Source organism: Amycolatopsis sp. NBC_01488, from assembly GCF_036227105.1.
Lineage (GTDB): Bacteria > Actinomycetota > Actinomycetes > Mycobacteriales > Pseudonocardiaceae > Amycolatopsis.
Map to the genome: position 1 here is coordinate 125169 of NZ_CP109434.1, position 15134 is coordinate 140302.

15 protein-coding genes are annotated in these 15134 nt (G+C 72.3%); 2 read left to right on the forward strand and 13 right to left on the reverse strand.

Annotated elements, in window-relative coordinates; all coding sequences use genetic code 11:
- Complete coding sequence (locus tag OG738_RS00585) at nucleotides 1–285, forward strand: MoaD/ThiS family protein (protein ID WP_329050308.1); 285 nt, start codon at nucleotides 1–3, stop codon at nucleotides 283–285.
- Here the strand turns inward: OG738_RS00585 and OG738_RS00590 are convergent.
- A complete protein-coding gene (locus OG738_RS00590) occupies nucleotides 260–1654 on the reverse strand; it encodes an MFS transporter (protein WP_329050309.1) in 1395 nt (464 codons plus the stop codon). The genes OG738_RS00585 and OG738_RS00590 overlap by 26 nt on opposite strands.
- A 24-nt stretch (nucleotides 1655–1678) precedes the next feature.
- Between OG738_RS00590 and OG738_RS00595 the strand changes: the two genes are divergently transcribed.
- A complete protein-coding gene (locus tag OG738_RS00595) occupies nucleotides 1679–2107 on the forward strand; it encodes a MerR family transcriptional regulator (RefSeq protein WP_329050310.1) in 429 nt (142 codons plus the stop codon).
- A 37-nt stretch (nucleotides 2108–2144) separates the two neighbouring features.
- Here OG738_RS00595 and OG738_RS00600 read toward each other — a convergent pair whose 3' ends face one another.
- The 12 genes from OG738_RS00600 to OG738_RS00655 all read right to left on the reverse strand — a co-directional run bounded on the left by OG738_RS00600 (nucleotide 2145) and on the right by OG738_RS00655 (nucleotide 15126).
- The gene (locus tag OG738_RS00600; protein ID WP_329050311.1) at nucleotides 2145–3191 is read right to left on the reverse strand and encodes a radical SAM protein; all 1047 of its coding nucleotides are present in this window, start codon (nucleotides 3189–3191) and stop codon (nucleotides 2145–2147) included.
- A 56-nt stretch (nucleotides 3192–3247) separates the two neighbouring features.
- On the reverse strand, nucleotides 3248–3775 hold the full coding sequence (locus OG738_RS00605) for a flavin reductase family protein (protein WP_329050312.1): 528 nt from the start codon (nucleotides 3773–3775) through the stop codon (nucleotides 3248–3250).
- Entirely contained in the window at nucleotides 3775–5121 is a 1347-nt protein-coding gene (locus OG738_RS00610) for an FAD-binding oxidoreductase (protein ID WP_329050313.1), read from the reverse strand. The genes OG738_RS00605 and OG738_RS00610 overlap by 1 nt, the downstream gene beginning before the upstream one ends.
- A complete protein-coding gene (locus OG738_RS00615; protein WP_329050315.1) occupies nucleotides 5118–5456 on the reverse strand; it encodes a hypothetical protein in 339 nt (112 codons plus the stop codon). The genes OG738_RS00610 and OG738_RS00615 overlap by 4 nt, the downstream gene beginning before the upstream one ends.
- Entirely contained in the window at nucleotides 5453–6751 is a 1299-nt protein-coding gene (locus OG738_RS00620; RefSeq protein WP_329050316.1) for an ATP-grasp domain-containing protein, read from the reverse strand. Before OG738_RS00620 ends, OG738_RS00615 begins: the two co-directional genes overlap by 4 nt.
- Nucleotides 6748–7974 carry an NAD(P)/FAD-dependent oxidoreductase gene (locus tag OG738_RS00625; protein WP_329050317.1) on the reverse strand — a complete coding sequence of 409 codons (1227 nt, stop codon included), beginning with the start codon at nucleotides 7972–7974 and terminating at the stop codon, nucleotides 6748–6750. Before OG738_RS00625 ends, OG738_RS00620 begins: the two co-directional genes overlap by 4 nt.
- On the reverse strand, nucleotides 7971–9509 hold the full coding sequence (locus OG738_RS00630; RefSeq protein ID WP_329050319.1) for a class I tRNA ligase family protein: 1539 nt from the start codon (nucleotides 9507–9509) through the stop codon (nucleotides 7971–7973). The genes OG738_RS00625 and OG738_RS00630 overlap by 4 nt, the downstream gene beginning before the upstream one ends.
- A complete protein-coding gene (locus tag OG738_RS00635; RefSeq protein ID WP_329050320.1) occupies nucleotides 9506–9877 on the reverse strand; it encodes a cupin domain-containing protein in 372 nt (123 codons plus the stop codon). Before OG738_RS00635 ends, OG738_RS00630 begins: the two co-directional genes overlap by 4 nt.
- A complete protein-coding gene (locus OG738_RS00640; protein WP_329050321.1) occupies nucleotides 9874–11208 on the reverse strand; it encodes a SidA/IucD/PvdA family monooxygenase in 1335 nt (444 codons plus the stop codon). The genes OG738_RS00635 and OG738_RS00640 overlap by 4 nt, the downstream gene beginning before the upstream one ends.
- Before the next feature lie 59 nt (nucleotides 11209–11267).
- On the reverse strand, nucleotides 11268–12935 hold the full coding sequence (locus tag OG738_RS00645; protein ID WP_329050323.1) for a peptide ABC transporter substrate-binding protein: 1668 nt from the start codon (nucleotides 12933–12935) through the stop codon (nucleotides 11268–11270).
- A gap of 29 nt (nucleotides 12936–12964) precedes the next feature.
- Nucleotides 12965–14140, reverse strand: coding sequence for an acyl-CoA dehydrogenase family protein (locus OG738_RS00650; RefSeq protein WP_329050325.1), 1176 nt, complete (start codon nucleotides 14138–14140; stop codon nucleotides 12965–12967).
- Nucleotides 14141–14301: 161 nt separating this feature from the next.
- Nucleotides 14302–15126 carry an isocitrate lyase/PEP mutase family protein gene (locus tag OG738_RS00655; protein ID WP_329050326.1) on the reverse strand — a complete coding sequence of 275 codons (825 nt, stop codon included), beginning with the start codon at nucleotides 15124–15126 and terminating at the stop codon, nucleotides 14302–14304.
- Nucleotides 15127–15134 lie beyond the last annotated feature (8 nt).

Below are 15134 nucleotides of genomic sequence, written 5' to 3' on the forward strand. Positions count from 1 at the left end.
GTGCGGATCACCGTGCTGGTGCCCGGGCCCCTGCGGGCGAAGACCGGCGGCGAGTCCTGCCTGGAGGTCGAGGTCGCCGGCCCGGCGACGCTGGGTGCCCTGCTCGACGTGCTCGCCGAGCGGTACCCGGCGCTGGAGCGGCGGCTGCGGGACGAGCAGGCGGGCCTGCGCCGCTACGTCAACTTCTACGTCGACGGCGAGGAGTGCCGCCGGCTCGGTGGCCCGTCGGCGGCGTTGCGCGACCGCGGCGAGGTGCAGATCATCCCGTCGGTCGCCGGAGGCTGACCGGCTCGCCCTCCACCTCGGCGAACAGCGCGGCCGCGCGGCGGGCGGTCGCCGCGGCCCGGCGTCCCGTGCTCAGCAGCCCCAGCGCGAGGACGCCGACGCCGAGCGCGGCCACCAGCCACCACACGCCGGCACCGGTGATCGCCCCGGCGAGCGCGACGCCCAGGGTCGTGCCGGTCTGCCGGCCGGCCGAGGCCAGCGAACCGGCCACGCCGGCCATCGACGCGGGCATCCCGGAGACGGCCGTGTTCGTGATCGGCGGGTTGACCGTGCCGAGGAAGACGCCGAACAGCAGGGAGACGGCCAGCACGAGCGGCAGCGGCGTCGCCGGGCCGAGCCACGCCGACGCGGCGCCGCCGAGCGCGAGCGCGACGCCGGCGACGACCACCGGCAGCCGTGGCCCGCGCGTGCCGACCAGCCGTCCCGTCCGCGGCGACAGGACCAGCACGAGCACGCCGACCGGGAGCAGGCACAGGCCCGCCGTCAAGGCCGTCATGCCGCGGGTGTCCTGCAGGTACTGCGTGGTGACGAAGAGGAAGACGCCGAAGCCGCAGAGCGCGAACAGGGCCGTGACGATCGCGCCGCTGAACGCGACGCTGCGGAAGAGGCGCAGTTCGAGCAGCGGGTCGGCGCGGCGCGGTTCGTGGCGGCGGAGGCCCGCGACACCGAGCCCGGCCACGAGCAGCAGGCCGAGGATCACCGGCGACGTCCAGCCCAGCCGGGGCGCCTCGATGATCGCTTCCACCACGCAGCCGAGCACGAGGACCACCAGCACCTGCCCGAGCGGGTCGAACCGGCGCGGGCGGGCCGCCCGGGACTCGGGCACGAACCGGAGGGTCGCCACGATCGCGACGGCGATGACCGGCACGTTGACCCAGAAGACGGCCCGCCAGCCCAGGCCGTCGACGAGCGCGCCGCCGAGGATCGGCCCGAGCGCGAGCGCCAGGCCCGACATCGAGCCGAACACGCCGATCGCCCGGGCGCGGTCGGCCGGGGCAGGGAAGGTGGTGACGACGATGGCCAGCGCGACCGGGTTGAGCATGGTGCCGCCAACCGCCTGGACGGCGCGGGCGGCGATCAGCCAGCCGATGCCGGGCGCGACGCTGCACAGCAGCGACCCGAGCCCGAAGACGGTGAGGCCGGTCAGGAAGACGCGCTTGCGCCCGAACCGGTCGGCGGTCGATCCGGCGAGCACCAGGAACCCGGCCAGCACCAGCGTGTAGGCGTCGACCGTCCACTGCAGACCGGAGACGGAGGCGCCGAGGTCGCGGCGGATCGACGGCAGGGCGACGGTGACGATCGAGATGTCCATCACCGCCACGACGATGCTGACGCAGCAGACGGCCAGCACGAGCGCGGGAGATTTCATGCCGTCGACGCTAGGATTTAGAGCGTGCTCGAAGTCAAGCCGATCCCCGAGGCCGGGCTGACCATCGCCGAGGCGGCGCGCCGCTCCGGCGTCAGCGCGCACACGCTGCGCTACTACGAACGAGCGGGCCTGGTGGTCACGCGGGTGGACCGCACTTCGGGCGGCCGGCGCCGGTACCGGCGGCTGGACCTGGAGTGGATCAAGATCTGCACCAAGTTGCGGGCCACCGGCATGCCGATCAAGGTGATCCGCCGGTACGCGGAGCTGGTGAGCGCGGGCCGCGGGAACGAGCCGGAGCGGCTGGAGCTGCTGGAGGCGCACCGGGACGACGTCCTGGCCCGGTTGGCGGAGCTGCAGGAGAACCTGCGGCTGATCGACCGGAAGATCGGGGTCTACCGCGGCCGCCTGGAAGCGGGCGACGCCGACGGCCTGTGGGCACCCGGTCGTGAGTGAGAAACAGGGTCAGCACACTGTTTCTCACTCACGAGCGTCAGAACAGCGTGGCCTGGGCCGGTTCCTCCGGCGGCTGCCCCCGGCGGCCGTTGAGGGCGAACTTGTCCTCGATGTCCGCACCCGGCTCCGGAAAGCCCGCCGCGGCGATCAACGGCCGGATCCGCGCCCCGATGTCGTGGCGGTAGGACGTCTCCGAGCCCGAGGAGTACAACCGCGTGTACTCCGCCACCAACGACGGGTGCGCGGAACGCAGCCACGCGAAGAAAACCTCCTTCACTCCGCTCGACAAGTACAGCGGGTGGTACAGCACGTCCGTCGCCCCGGCGGACGCCACCGCCGCCACCAAAGCCTCCAGCTGCTCGGCCGAATCCGACAGGTGCGGCAGGATCGGCGACAGGAACACCGTGCACTCCAGCCCCGCGTCGCGGATCGCGCGGACCGTCGCCAGCCGGGCCGACGTCGTCGCCGTGCCGAACTCCACCGACTGCTGCAGTTCCTCGTCCAGCATCGACAGTGACACGCCCAGGTGCACCGTCGTCCGCTGGGACGTCCGGGCCAGCAGACCGAGATCGCGGCGGATCAGCGGCCCTTTCGTCAGGATCGAGAACGGCACCCGGTGCCCGGAGAGGGCGTCGATGATGCCCGGCATCAGCTCGTAGCGGCCCTCCGCGCGCTGGTAGACGTCCGTGTTCGTGCCGAACGCCACGCGCGGCGGGAGCTTCCGCTTGCGCGCCAGCTCGGTGCGCAGCACCTCCACGATGTTCGTCTTGACGATGATCTCGTTGTCGAAGTCACCGCCGCCGTCCAGGCCGAGCCGCGTGTGCGTGGGCCGCGCGAAGCAGTACTGACAGGCGTGGGTGCAGCCGCGGTACGGGTTGATCGTGTACTCGCCCGGGAGCATGCGCGCGTCCGCCGGGACGTGGTTCAACGCGCTCTTCGCGAGCACCTCGTGGAACGTCACGCCCCGGAACTCCGGCGTCCGGACGCTGCGCACGAACCCGGTCAGGCGGGCCAGGCCCGGCAGCGTCCCCACGTCGACCCGGTCCGCGCGCTGGCCGCTCCAGCGCATCGCTTCTTCACTCACTCCAGCGAGCATGCCCGGCCCCGGGAGGCCGGGCTAGCCAGATTCGGACATGACCCCTAGAGCGCCTCGCCCCACTGCCCCGGCCCGGAAACCTGCCGCGGGTCGGTGACCGTGTGGTAGCCGCCGTGCACGAAGACCAGCGCCGGTGCGTGCCGGTCGTGGCCCGTCGCCAGCACCTCGCCGACGACCAGCGTGTGGTCGCCCAGGTCGAACTTCTCGGTCAGGGCGCACTCCAGCCAGCTCGCGCCGTCCAGCACGAGCGCCCCGGTCCGCTGCCCCGGCTTTGCCTCCAGCAGCGCAATCTCGGAGAAGCGCGACGCGCGCGGGCCGGCGAACCGGCGGGCCACCTCCCGCGCGTCCGCCGGGAGGATCGACACCACCCAGCGGCCGGTTTCGAGGAGGTCCGCCAGGAACGCCGACTCCTTCCGGAACGCCAGCGAAACCAGCGGCGGGTCGAGGGAGATCGACCCCAGGGAGTTGACGGTGACGGCGTCGTGCCGCCGTCCGCCCGGCGTGTCGAGGTACGTCGTGGCGACGCACACGCCGGTCGCGAAGGTGCGCATCGCACCACGGAGGTCGGCCATCACAACGCCTGCGGGAAGGAGAAGAACCGGTCCGGGTCGTACCGGCGCTTGACCTCGGCGAGGCGCGCGGCGTTCGGGCCGTAGTAGGCGCCACGCCAGTCCTCGAGGTCCGGGTCGGTGAAGTTGACGTACGACGCGTCCGGCGCGAACTCGCCCGTCTCGGCGTGCAGTGCGTGCAGCCAGTCCAGGTTCGCCCGGACGACGTCCGGCGTGTCCCGCTCGGTCCACGACGTGTCGAGGCTCAGCAGGAACTTCGTGTCCCGGTGCGGGAACGCGGTGTCCGCCACCGGGACCCGGCCGATCGCCCCGCCCCACGCGAACAGCGCGGCCCCGGCGCCGTCGGGGTTGCCGCTGCCGGGCCACTTCTCGACGGCCCGGACGAGCGCCTCCAGCCCGGCGTCCGCCAGCGCGTGCGGCGCGCACCGCGTGCGGACCGCGAACGCGCCGCCTTCGCTGCTGTGGTGCAGGAAGGAGGCCGCGGCCCAGAAATCGCGGTCTTCGATGTCGACGCGGTCGGGAGCGGCGACGGCGAAGGCGGGCGCCAGCAGCTCCCACAGGTCCGACGCCGGGCCGAGGTGGTGGCCCACGACCGAGACGACGCCGTCTTCGCCCGCCGAGCGCGCGACGCCGATCCGTGCGGAGAACTCCTCCGGCGCGGCCAGCATGATCTCCTGCATCGCGGCCAGGACCTCGACCGCGTGCGGCCACGCCCAGAGCACGACGCACGTCGAGCCGGCCGGGGCCGGGCGCGCCTGGAACGTGAAGCTCGTGTTCACGCCGAAGTTCCCGCCCCCGCCGCCGCGGCAGGCCCAGAACAGGTCCGGATGCTCCGACGCCGACGCGGTGACGACCTCGCCGGAAGCGAGCACGATGTCGGTCGAGACCAGCGCGTCGCACGTGAGGCCGTGCGCGCGAGAGATCGTCGTGACGCCGCCGCCGAGGGTCAGGCCGCCGATGCCGACGGTGTCGGAGTTGCCGAGCGGGAACGTCAGGTCCCACGGCCGCAACCCGGCGTAGAGCGCCTTCATCGGCGTCCCGCCGCCGACGGTGACCCGTCCGGTGCCGTCCTCGACGCGGATCCCGGACAGCCGCCCGAGGTCGAGCAGCAGGCCGGGGCCCGCCGAGTGGCCCGCGTAGCTGTGCCCGCCGCCGCGGACCGCGACGGGCACCGACTCCGCCCGGGCCCATTCGACGGCGCGGGCGACGTCGGCCGCGCTCGTCACGGTCAGCACCGCCGCGGGGCGGGTGGCGGCGAACCGCCGGTTCACCGGCGTCACGGCCGCGAAGCCGGAGTCGCCGGGGAACCGCAGTTCGCCCCATCCCCGCAAGGCTTCCCAGGCCGTCACGACGCCACCGCCACCGGAACTTCTTCGAGGTAGGAGACGCCGGTGGCCGCGTGCTCGCCGTAGCGTTCCCAGACCTCGCGCAGCACCAGGGTGCCGCCGTGCCACTGCGGGGTGTTGGTGCTGTGCCCGGCGATCACCTCGCCGCTCGCCAGGACCATCGTGTAGGCCAGCCGCAGGACGCCGGCGGCGTCGCAGGTGCCGGTCACCGTGCCGCGCAGGACGTGGCCGCCTTCGAACTCGGCCCACACCAGGTCGCCCTGCTGGCGGTACTCCGCGTACGTGCCGTCGCCGCCGCCCAGCGCGCGGAACCGGCGGCCGTCGTAGTGGATGCTCATTCGTCCACGTCCAGGAGTCCGGCCGGCATGGACAGGGTGGTGCCGGTGGGCGGCGGCTCGATCTCGACGGCGGCCACCTCGACCAGCGCGGCCGCGTGCGCCAGCCGCTGCCGGCACGTCTCGGCGTCGTCGGCCTCGCACACGACGAACGAGTGACGCGCGATGTAGCCGCCCGGCGGCAGCCGCAGCGTGGTGCCCGGCTCGACCATGGGCGAGGCCATGACCAGGCCCGGCGCGTCCCACGGCACCTCGACCGAGTGCACGACGCAGTCGTGGTCCGGGTAGCCGAAGCGGATGCCGGCGACCCCGGAGCGCGTCGGGGCGACGTCCGAGCGCTGGCCGGTGGCGACGTCGAACAGCACGCTGCCCGGGTCGATGCCGGTGGCCGTCTTGCCGAGGAACGGGATGAGGTCGCCGCCGAGCCTGCCGTTGATCTCGATGATCACCGGGCCGTTCGTGGTGAGCCGGACCTCGGTGTGGGTGATGCCGTTCTCGATGCCGAGCACGCGGTGGGCTTCGGTGAGGACGTGAAGCAGTTCTTCGTCACGCAACAGCGGGTCGTTCGCGTCGACGACGTGGCCGGTCTCCTCGAAGAACGGCGGCATCCCGGTGCTCTTGCGGGCGACGAACATCGGCAGGTACTCGCCCTTGTGGATGGCGCCGTCGATGCTGATCTCGGGACCGTCGGCGAAGCCCTCGATGATCGCGCCGCCGCGGTAGGGCTCGTCGCCGACCAGGCTGGCCTCGTGGGCGACGCGGTAGGCGGCGTCGAACTCCGCCGCGTCCCGGGCGAGCGAGACGCCCATGCTGGCGCCGAGCGCGCGGGGCTTGACGACCACCGGGAAGCCGATCCGGGCGACCGCCGCGCGGGCGTCGTCGAGGTCGGCGGCGAGGTGGAAGCCGGGCTGCGGCAGGCCGGCGGCGGTGAGCCGGACGCGGCAGCTGTGCTTGTCGCGGCAGCCGTGCACGCCGGGGATGCTCAGGCCGGGCACGCCGAACTCGGCGGCCAGCTCGGCCGCGGGCATGACCAGCGGTTCGTCCCAGCAGAGCACGCCGGCCACGGTGTAGCGGGTCGCGAGGTCGCGGGCGGTCTCGGCGAGCAGCGCGTGGTCGAAGACGTTGACCACGGTGATGTCGTCGAAGTACTCGTGCTGCCAGGTGGGCTTGAGGTTGTTGATCAGGACCAGCCGCAGGCCGTGTTCGCGGGCACGGCGGGCGACGGAGCGGACGAGGTATTCGCGGTAGAGCTTGAGACCGCTGCCGATGACGAGCAGCGCGCCCGGGTTCGAGGTCATCGAAGGTCCTTTCGCAGCAAGGGAACGAGGGTTTGGCCGGCCAGTTCGGCGACGACGGCGTCGGCGGCCAGCGGGGCGGTGCGGAAGCCGTCGGGGCCGCTGGCCGGGCGGGCCCATGCGGCGAGCCCGACGCGGACGAAGCCGGTGTCGCCGCCCTCGGCGGTGGCGTAGTGGCAGTGCTTGACCCGCACGACGTCGTAAGCGTCCACATCGGACACGACGCCGGCCGCGAGGACGCGGGCCGCCCAGCCCGCGTCGTCGTCGGGGCCGGAGAGGGTGGTGACTTCGCGCCGGACGGCGTCGGTGCTGACCTTGAGCAGGGTGCCCGCCACCGAGGGCAGCAGCCAGGCCCGCCCGTCGGCGCCGAGCCCGCCCGCAGTGGGCGTCGCCGCCCAGGCGTGGGCGAGCGCGGCGGGCGGGCGCAGGTAGACCATGGTCTGCCGGTGCAGCTCGACCCGCTGGTCGAGCAGCGCCCCGGTCCAGGGCCCGGCGGCGACGAGGACGACGTCGCCGGACTCGGCCGTGCCGTCGGCGAGGTGGACTTTCGCCCGGTCCGCGTCGACGGCGACGGCTTCCCGGCCGGGCCGCAGCTCGGCGTCCGGGTGGTGCCGCAGCCAGCGCGCGGCGGCGTGCAGCACGCGGTCGGCGAGCAGCGTCCCGGCGTGCGGTTCGAGCACGGCGCCGCTGCTGCGCGGGAATCCGACGAGGGGGTAGGCGGAGGGGTGCACGATCCGGATGGGCACCCCGGCGGAGCTCGCCGTGGCGACCGCCGCCGGGACGAGCCCGGGCGGCAGGGCCTGCAGCACCCCGACCCGCCGGTAGAGCCCGGCACCCGGCAGATGGTCGCAGAGCAGCGCGTCCAGCTCACGCCACCGGCGGTGCAGCTCCGCGGCCCGCCGCGTGGCCGCCCGATCCCCGACGACGAGCGCCCGCAACGCGCGGTGCTGGTCGAAGGAGGTGGCCCCCGGATGCGGCACGGGACCGCGTTCGAGGAGGACCACGCGGTGCCCGTCGAGAACGCACCGGATGGCGGTGAGCAGCCCGGAGATCCCCGCGCCGACCACGACGACCCGGAGGCTGTCGCGACGGGTACCAGTGGTCCGGCCACCACGGGACGCGGCCGGCAGCGTTGCGACCCCGCCGAACTCGGCCGCCACCTCGCTCGGCAGGTCCGCGGCCGCGCGCGTGACCGTCGCACTTCCCTGCCGGGTGCCGGCGGTCATCTCCCGGCCTCCGCTTCCCGCAGCCGCGGCAGGGCGGCCGGGGTGAACGACTCCGCGTCCACCCCGGCGTCCGCCACCGGGAGCCGCGATGCCAGATCCACGAGGATCGGCGCCGCGCCGCGCAGGAGGCGGTCGACCTCGAAGCAGAAGTCGCCCGCGTTCGCACCCGTCACCGTGCGGCCGTCCAAACGCGCCAGCTGCTCCGCGATCGTCTCCGCCGCGCGGTTCAGGCTGAACCCCGCCAGCTCGTACGACTCGGCGAACCGCGCAGCCATCCGCGAAGCCGCGCGACGCGACCGTGCCGACACCGGCAGCGGGCCGAGCCCGACCCACCGGTTCACCTTGTCCGCCACCCGGTTCCACGGCTCGACGAGCCGCGACGACGTCACCCGCGCCAGGCCGTCCCGGCTGAAGCTGGTGCGCTGGTGCTCGGGACTGGTCGCGGCCAGGTGGAACCGGATCAGGTCCCGCGGCACCTCGGCGGCCAGTTCCCGGCTCCACACCACGTGCCCGCGGCTGGTGGAGAACTTCCGGTGGTCCAGCTCGTAGAACTCGTTGGTGAGGTACCGCGTCGGCAGGTCGTAGCGCCCGTCCAGCGCCAGCAGCATGGCCGGGCCGGCGATCGCGAACGGGTAGATGTTGTCGAACCCGAGGAAGTACACGATCTCCGAACCCGCGCCGGCCAGCCACAACGCGTCTTCCGAAGGCACTGGGCCGGAACGCTTCTCCGCGGACAGCGCGGAACAGTGCATGCTCCACGCCATCGGCTCGGCGTTCGGGTTGACGCGCTGGCCCGCGACCTCGGGGAAGGGCACCTCGATGCCCCACGAAGTCGGGTACGTCACCGGGAAGTCCGGCAACGGCCGCGCCAGCATCGAAGCCATCGCCTGCGCCATGTGCGGCCGCATCCCCGCCGCGTGACGCGAGAAGTGCTCCTGGAGCCGCACCCGGTACCGCTCGACGGGCAGCACGAGCACGTCCGCTTCGCGCAGCACGACCGGGTCCGACGAGTCCAAAGTGGACCGGACGTCCAGCAGGTCCCCGGCGGCGACCAGCTGCCCGCAGCTCTCGCAGAGCCCCGCGCAGCATTCGGCGAGGCACTCCGGGCAGCTGCCGGCCGCGAACCCGTCCACGAGGAACTGCTCCGAACGCGAGGAGTACGGGAACTTCATCGTGCGCAGTTCCAGCTTGCCCGCCGAGTACAGCCGGCCGACGAAGTCGACGACCCACTGGGTGAACCGGTCGTCGTCGCCGGTGTAGCCGTCGACGCCGATGCCCATGGCCTCGAGGCTGGCGGAAATCTGCGCCGCCGAAGTGGCGACCAGCTCCTCCGGGGTGACGCCGCGGCGGTGCGCGGTCGTCACCACGAACGTCGAGGTGTCCTGGAAACCCGTGCCCAGCAACACTTCCCGGCCCTGGGACCGGGCGTAGCGCGTGTGGACGTCGGCGGCCAGGAACGGGCCGGCGATGTGCCCGAGGTGCAGGTCGCCGTTCGCCGTGGGGGCGGGCGAGATGACGACCGTCCGGGCGCTCATGACACGCCTGCTTCGTGGCGGGCCGTGAACTGGGCGGCCATCTCCGGATCCCACCAGACGCCGTAGTACTCGAAGTCCGCCTCGCCTTCGTTGGTGACGCAGTGCGTCGAGCCCGGCGGCAGCCGGACGACGTCCCCGGCGGTGAACGGGTGCCGCACGCCGTCGACGACCAGCGTGGCGGCACCGGCCACGGCGATGAAGATCTCGTACTCGTGGTGCGAGTGCGCGGTGGACGTGGTGCCGGGGCGCAGGATGCACCACGCGCCTTCGAACGGCGCGTTGAGCTCCGGCCAGGGCAGCAGCCGCTGCGAGTCGAGCCCGTACGCGCGTTCCAGGTGGTCGCGGTCGAGGCGGCGGATGTCGATCACACCCCCACCCCCACGGACTCGTCGGAGCGGCGAAGGTCCTCATCCGCGCCGCGCCGTTCGACGATGTCGCCGGCGATCTCGGCCGAGCGCTGGGCCAGCACGCTGATCAGCGAGTCCGAGATGCCGTGCGTCGCCTCGTTGACGCCCTGCAGGTACAGCGCGCCGTGGGCGCCGTCGCCGAGGTCGGCCCGGTAGCGCCGGTTGACGGAGACGGCATCCAGGCCGATCGCGTCGGCCAGGCCGCGGACCATCGAAGGCATCCGCGGGTCGAAGCCGGTGCCGAGGAACACCGCGTCGCAGCGGACCTGCTCGACCGTGTCGTGCTTGAGGTCGCGGACGTCGAGCACGATCTCCTCGCCGCCGCCGGGCAGCGCCTCCGTCCGGGAGCCGACGACGTCGGCGGAGCCGCGGATGGTCGAGACGGGCTGGCCGAGCATCTTCTGCTTGTAGAGCATCGTGTAGAGCTCTTCGAGGAAGGGCGCGGCGAGGCCGCCGTAGTTGGTCAGGTGCATCTCTTCCAGCACCTTCGCCCGCGCCTCTTCGGACATCGTGAAGAATTCGTCCACGAAGGACGGGAAGAACAGCTCGTTGACGAACTTGCTGGTCTGGTAGTCCTTGAGGGCGATCGAGCGCAGCAGCAGCGTCGGGGACGAGCCCGGCGCCTCCTGGTGCAGGGCCATGAACATCTCGGCCGCGCTCTGCGCGCCGCCGACGACGACCGGCCGCAGCGGCTTGCCCGGACGGGCCAGTCCGGTGGTCTCGGCGATGCGGGTGCTGAACTCGGTGCTGTGCACGACCCGCTCGGCCGGCAGCCCGCGGAAGACCTCCGGCACGTGGGCGTCGCGGCCGCCGCCGATGACCAGGTCGCGGCAGAGGATCGTGTCGCCGTCGGACAGCGGGACGGTGAAGCCGAGCACCCGGCCCGACTCCGCGTGGATCGGCAGGACCCGCTCGGCGCGGGCGTTGTAGCGGACCTTCACCTGCTCCAGCGAGTCGGCCACCCACTGCAGATAGGCCGAGATCTGCCAGCGGAACGGGTTGAACGTGCCGAGGTTGACGAACTCGTCGAGCTCGCCGCGCTCGTGCATGAAGTTGAGGAAGGAGAAGCGGCTGCGCGGGTTGCGCAGGGTCACCAGGTCCTTCACGTAGGACACCTGGCTGCGCGCCCACGGCAACATCAGGTTGCGCTGCCACTTCACGTCTTCGTACTGCTCGAGGATCAGCGCGCCGCGGGCCACGCCGGACCGGCCGCACTCCTCGAGGGCGACGGCCAGCGCGAGGTTCGCCGGGCCGGCCCCGATCATCAGGACATCCACTTCGTGGACGGTCATGTCTGCTCTTCTTTCCGGATCGACCTGCGGCGCGCCGGGTCACGGCGCGCCGCAGGGAGCTACTTGCCGACGGTGACGCTGAACAGGTCGAGCTCGCGGAACTGGGTGGGCTGGACGTTGTGCAGCCGGGACGCCCAGGCGGCCGTGCCGGACTGCCACCAGATCGGGATGGTCGGCATGTCCTGCAGGACGAGCTTTTCGGCCTGCTGGTAGAGCGCCTGGCCCTGCTGCTGCGAAGGCGCGGCGTCGGCCTGCTGGAGCAGCGCGTCGACCTTCGGGTTCGAGTACTGGCCGACGTTCGAAGCCGCGCCGGTGCGGAACAGCGGGTTGAGGAAGTTCTCGATCGACGGGTAGTCCGCGACCCACGCCGAGCGGTAGATGCCCGTGACCGTCCGGTTGTTCAGCTGCTTGCGGAAGTCGCCGAGGGTGGTCTGCGGGGTGAACTTGCAGGTGCGGCCCAGCGAGGCCTGGATCTGCTTGCAGATGACCTCCATCCACTCCTGGTTGCCGGAGTCGATGTTCGAAGTGAGCTCGATGTCACCCTGGAAACCCGAGGCGTCGAACAGCTGCTTCGCCTTCTGCGGCTGGTAGGTGCACAGCTCGCCGCACTGGTTGTCGAGGTGGCCCTGGACGTTCGGGGCGACCAGGCCGTCGGCCGGGGTGCGGCCGCCGTTGAAGACCTGCTGGATCATGGCCTTCCGGTCGATGGCCATGGAGATCGCCTGGCGGAACTGCGGGCTGGCGTAGCGCTTGTCGAACAGCGGGAACGCGATCGCCTGGTAGCCGAGGTAGGTGTAGGTCTTGCGCCGGTCCTCGGGCAGGTCCTTCTTGATCTTGCCGCCCTGCGTCGACGTCCACGGCGTGAACGACAGGAAGTCGAGCTTGTTCTTCAGGACGTCGGCGTAGGCCTGGTCGAGGTCGGTGTAGAAGCGGAAGTCGACGCCGCCGATGTTCGGCTTCTGCGCGCCGGCGAAGCCGTCGAACCGCTTGACGACGAGGTCCTTGCCCGGCGTGTAGGACTCGAACTTGAACGGCCCGTCGCCGACGGGGTGCGCCTCGAACGCCTTGCGGTCGGCGAAGAAGCTCGCCGGCAGCGGGAAGAACGCCGCGTAGCCGAGCTGGACGCCGAACTCCGAGAACGGCGCGTCGAGACTGACGGTGAACGTCTTGTCGTCGACGACCTTCAGGCCGGACAGCTCCTTGGCCGCCGGCAGGGTCGCCGGCTGCTTGCCGTCCGCGGTCGCGTTGTTGACCTGTGAGAAGCCGACGACGTGCGAGAAGTAGCTGGCGCCGGCCATCAGGTTCGGGGAATACGCGGTGTAGTTCCACGCGTCGACGAAGCTCTTCGCCGTGACGGGCGTGCCGTCGTGGAACGTCCAGCCGGGCTTGAGCTTGATCGTCCACACCTTGGAGTCGGTCGTGGTGACCGAGTCCGCGACGGCGTTGTGCGGGGCGGCCGTCTTGGCGTCGTACTCGATGAGGCCGCGGAAGAGCGTGCCCAGCACGCTGATCCCGCCGACCTCCGTGGTGTTGCCCGGCACCAATGGGTTGGCGGGCTCGGTCTCGCTGTAGCTGATGACCGCGTCACGGTCGATGGTCGCCGCGCCGGCGGGCGCGGCGGCGCCGTCGGGCGGCGGAACGGCGGTGGTGCCGCTCGGGGTGCTGCACGCGCTGAGCGTCACGGCCAGCACGGCGGCCGCGCACACGGCGGCCTTGAGCTTTCTCATTGTTTCTTCCTTCTGTGGGTGGGGTGGAGTCAGCGCCGGCTGGAGGTGATGCCGAGGGCCAGCGGGAACGCGGGGCGGCCACCGAGCAGGTGGGCGCCGGCGGTCTGCAGGATCCGGTCCTGTGCCACGATGTGCTGGCACATCGTGGTGGTGTCGCGCAGCCAGCGGTCCAGCGGCGACGGCCGGTAGATCGCGGTGGTCTGCACCAGGTCGTAGAGACGGGTGACGATCGACCGGGCGGTGCGGAACGCGTGCCGCCGCGAGAGCGGGAGCGCGGCCCGCTCGCGCGGGGTCAGGTCGTCGAGGGTGCCGCCCGCGGACAGGACTTCGTGCTGGCGCCGCAACGCGCCGTAGACGCCCTCGCGGGTGGCGGCGAAGTCGCCTTCGCAGTCGGCGATCGTGGTCTGCGTGCGGTAGTCGTCCTCGCGGCCGGCGGAGACGGCGGCGTCCGTGGCGTGGTCCAGCGCGGCACGGGCGACGCCGAGCGCGACGCCCGGCATGTTCCGCATGTGCACCTCGGGCTGGGCCAGCGGGCCCGTGCCGCCGCGGACGTCCGCGAAGACGAGGGTGTGCTCGGCCGGCACGAACACGTCGGTGATCGTGTAGTCGCAGCTGCCGCTGCCCGCCAGGCCGGTGGTGTGCCAGGTGTCGAGCACCTCGACGTCGGCCTTCGGCACCATGAGCAGGATCGAGTCGTGCTCGGGCTCACCGTCGCGGTACAGGAACGCTCCGGAGACGACCCAGTCGGCGTGCGTGACACCGCTGCCGAACTGCCAGCGGCCGGTCAAGCGGTAGCCGCCGGAGACGATTTCCGCGCGGCCGTTGGGGAAGAGCAGCCCCGCGGTCGCCGTGTCCAGGCTGGGGAACATCTCTTCGGCGACGGCGTGGTCCAGGAACGAGGCGTAGAGCCCGGTGTCCGACCCGATCATCGCGCACCACCCGGCCCCGGCGTCGCCGTAGGACAGGGCCTCGATCACCTCGGTCTGCTCGATCGAGGTCAGCTCGGGACCGCCGTGAGCGCGGGAGAACCCCATCCGGAAGACGCCGGTGCCGCGCAGGAGGTCCACGACGTCCGCGGGCAGCCGCCGGGCCCGCTCGATCTCTTCGGCGCGGTCCCGCAACACCGGGGCAAGGGCCAGCGCCCGGGCGAGGATCTCCGCGGCGGTCTCGGGCGGCCGGACGGACAGCGGCTCGACTACGGTCATCACATCACTTCCTTCGAGGTCTTCTTCTCGGTCGTGGAAGTGATTGAAGCCAGCGGATTAATTGATGGAAACGGTTGTCCACCAAGGAAAATCAACGGGGTGCAACCGGAAGTAGACAGGGCCGCGACGAAAATCCGTCGCGGCCCTGCCCGGGGGAAGGATCAGGCAGTCACGGCGCTGTTGACCGCGCCGAAGTCGAGGCCGCCCGCCAAAGCGGTGTAAGTGCCCTGCTCCAGCAGTTCGGCCGCCGCGCGCTGGGCGACCGCGTAGGCGGCCTGCGCGATCGCCGTGCCGACGCTGATCCGCCGGACGCCGACCGCTTCCAGCTCGGCCACCGTCGGAGCGCCCGGCCACACCATCACGTTGACCGGCAGCGGACTCTCCTTGACGAGGACGCGAAGCGTCTCGAGGTCGATCAGGCCGGGTACGAACAGGCTGTCCGCGCCCGCCGCGGCGTAGGCGCCCGCGCGCGTCAGAACGTCGTCCAGGCGGCCTTCCGGCTCGCCGATGCCGAACAGGTAGACGTCGGTGCGGATGTTGATCCACAGCTCGGGCAGGCCGGCCGCGGTCGCCGCGTCGCGGGCCGCGCGGACCCGCCCGACCTGGGCCGGGACGTCGAACAGCGGGCCGCCGGGGGCGGTCGAGTCCTCCAGGTTGATCCCGACCGCGCCGGCCTCGACGATCGCGCGGACGGTCGCGGCGACGTCGTCCTCGGCCGGGCCGTAGCCGCCCTCGATGTCGGCGGTCACCGGGACGTCGACGACGCGCACGATCCGCGCGACCGACTCGGCCATCTCCTCGCGGGTCAGGCCGTGCCCGTCGGGCCGTCCCGCGGACCAGGCGACCCCGCCGCTGGTGGTGGCGATCGCCGGGGCACCGGCCCGCGCGATGAGGGCCGCGCTGGCGGCGTCCCAGGCGTTCGGCAGCACCAGCGTGCGGTCGGTGTGCAGGGCGCGCAGCCGTTCGGCGAGCCGCTTGGTGGACATCCGTTCTC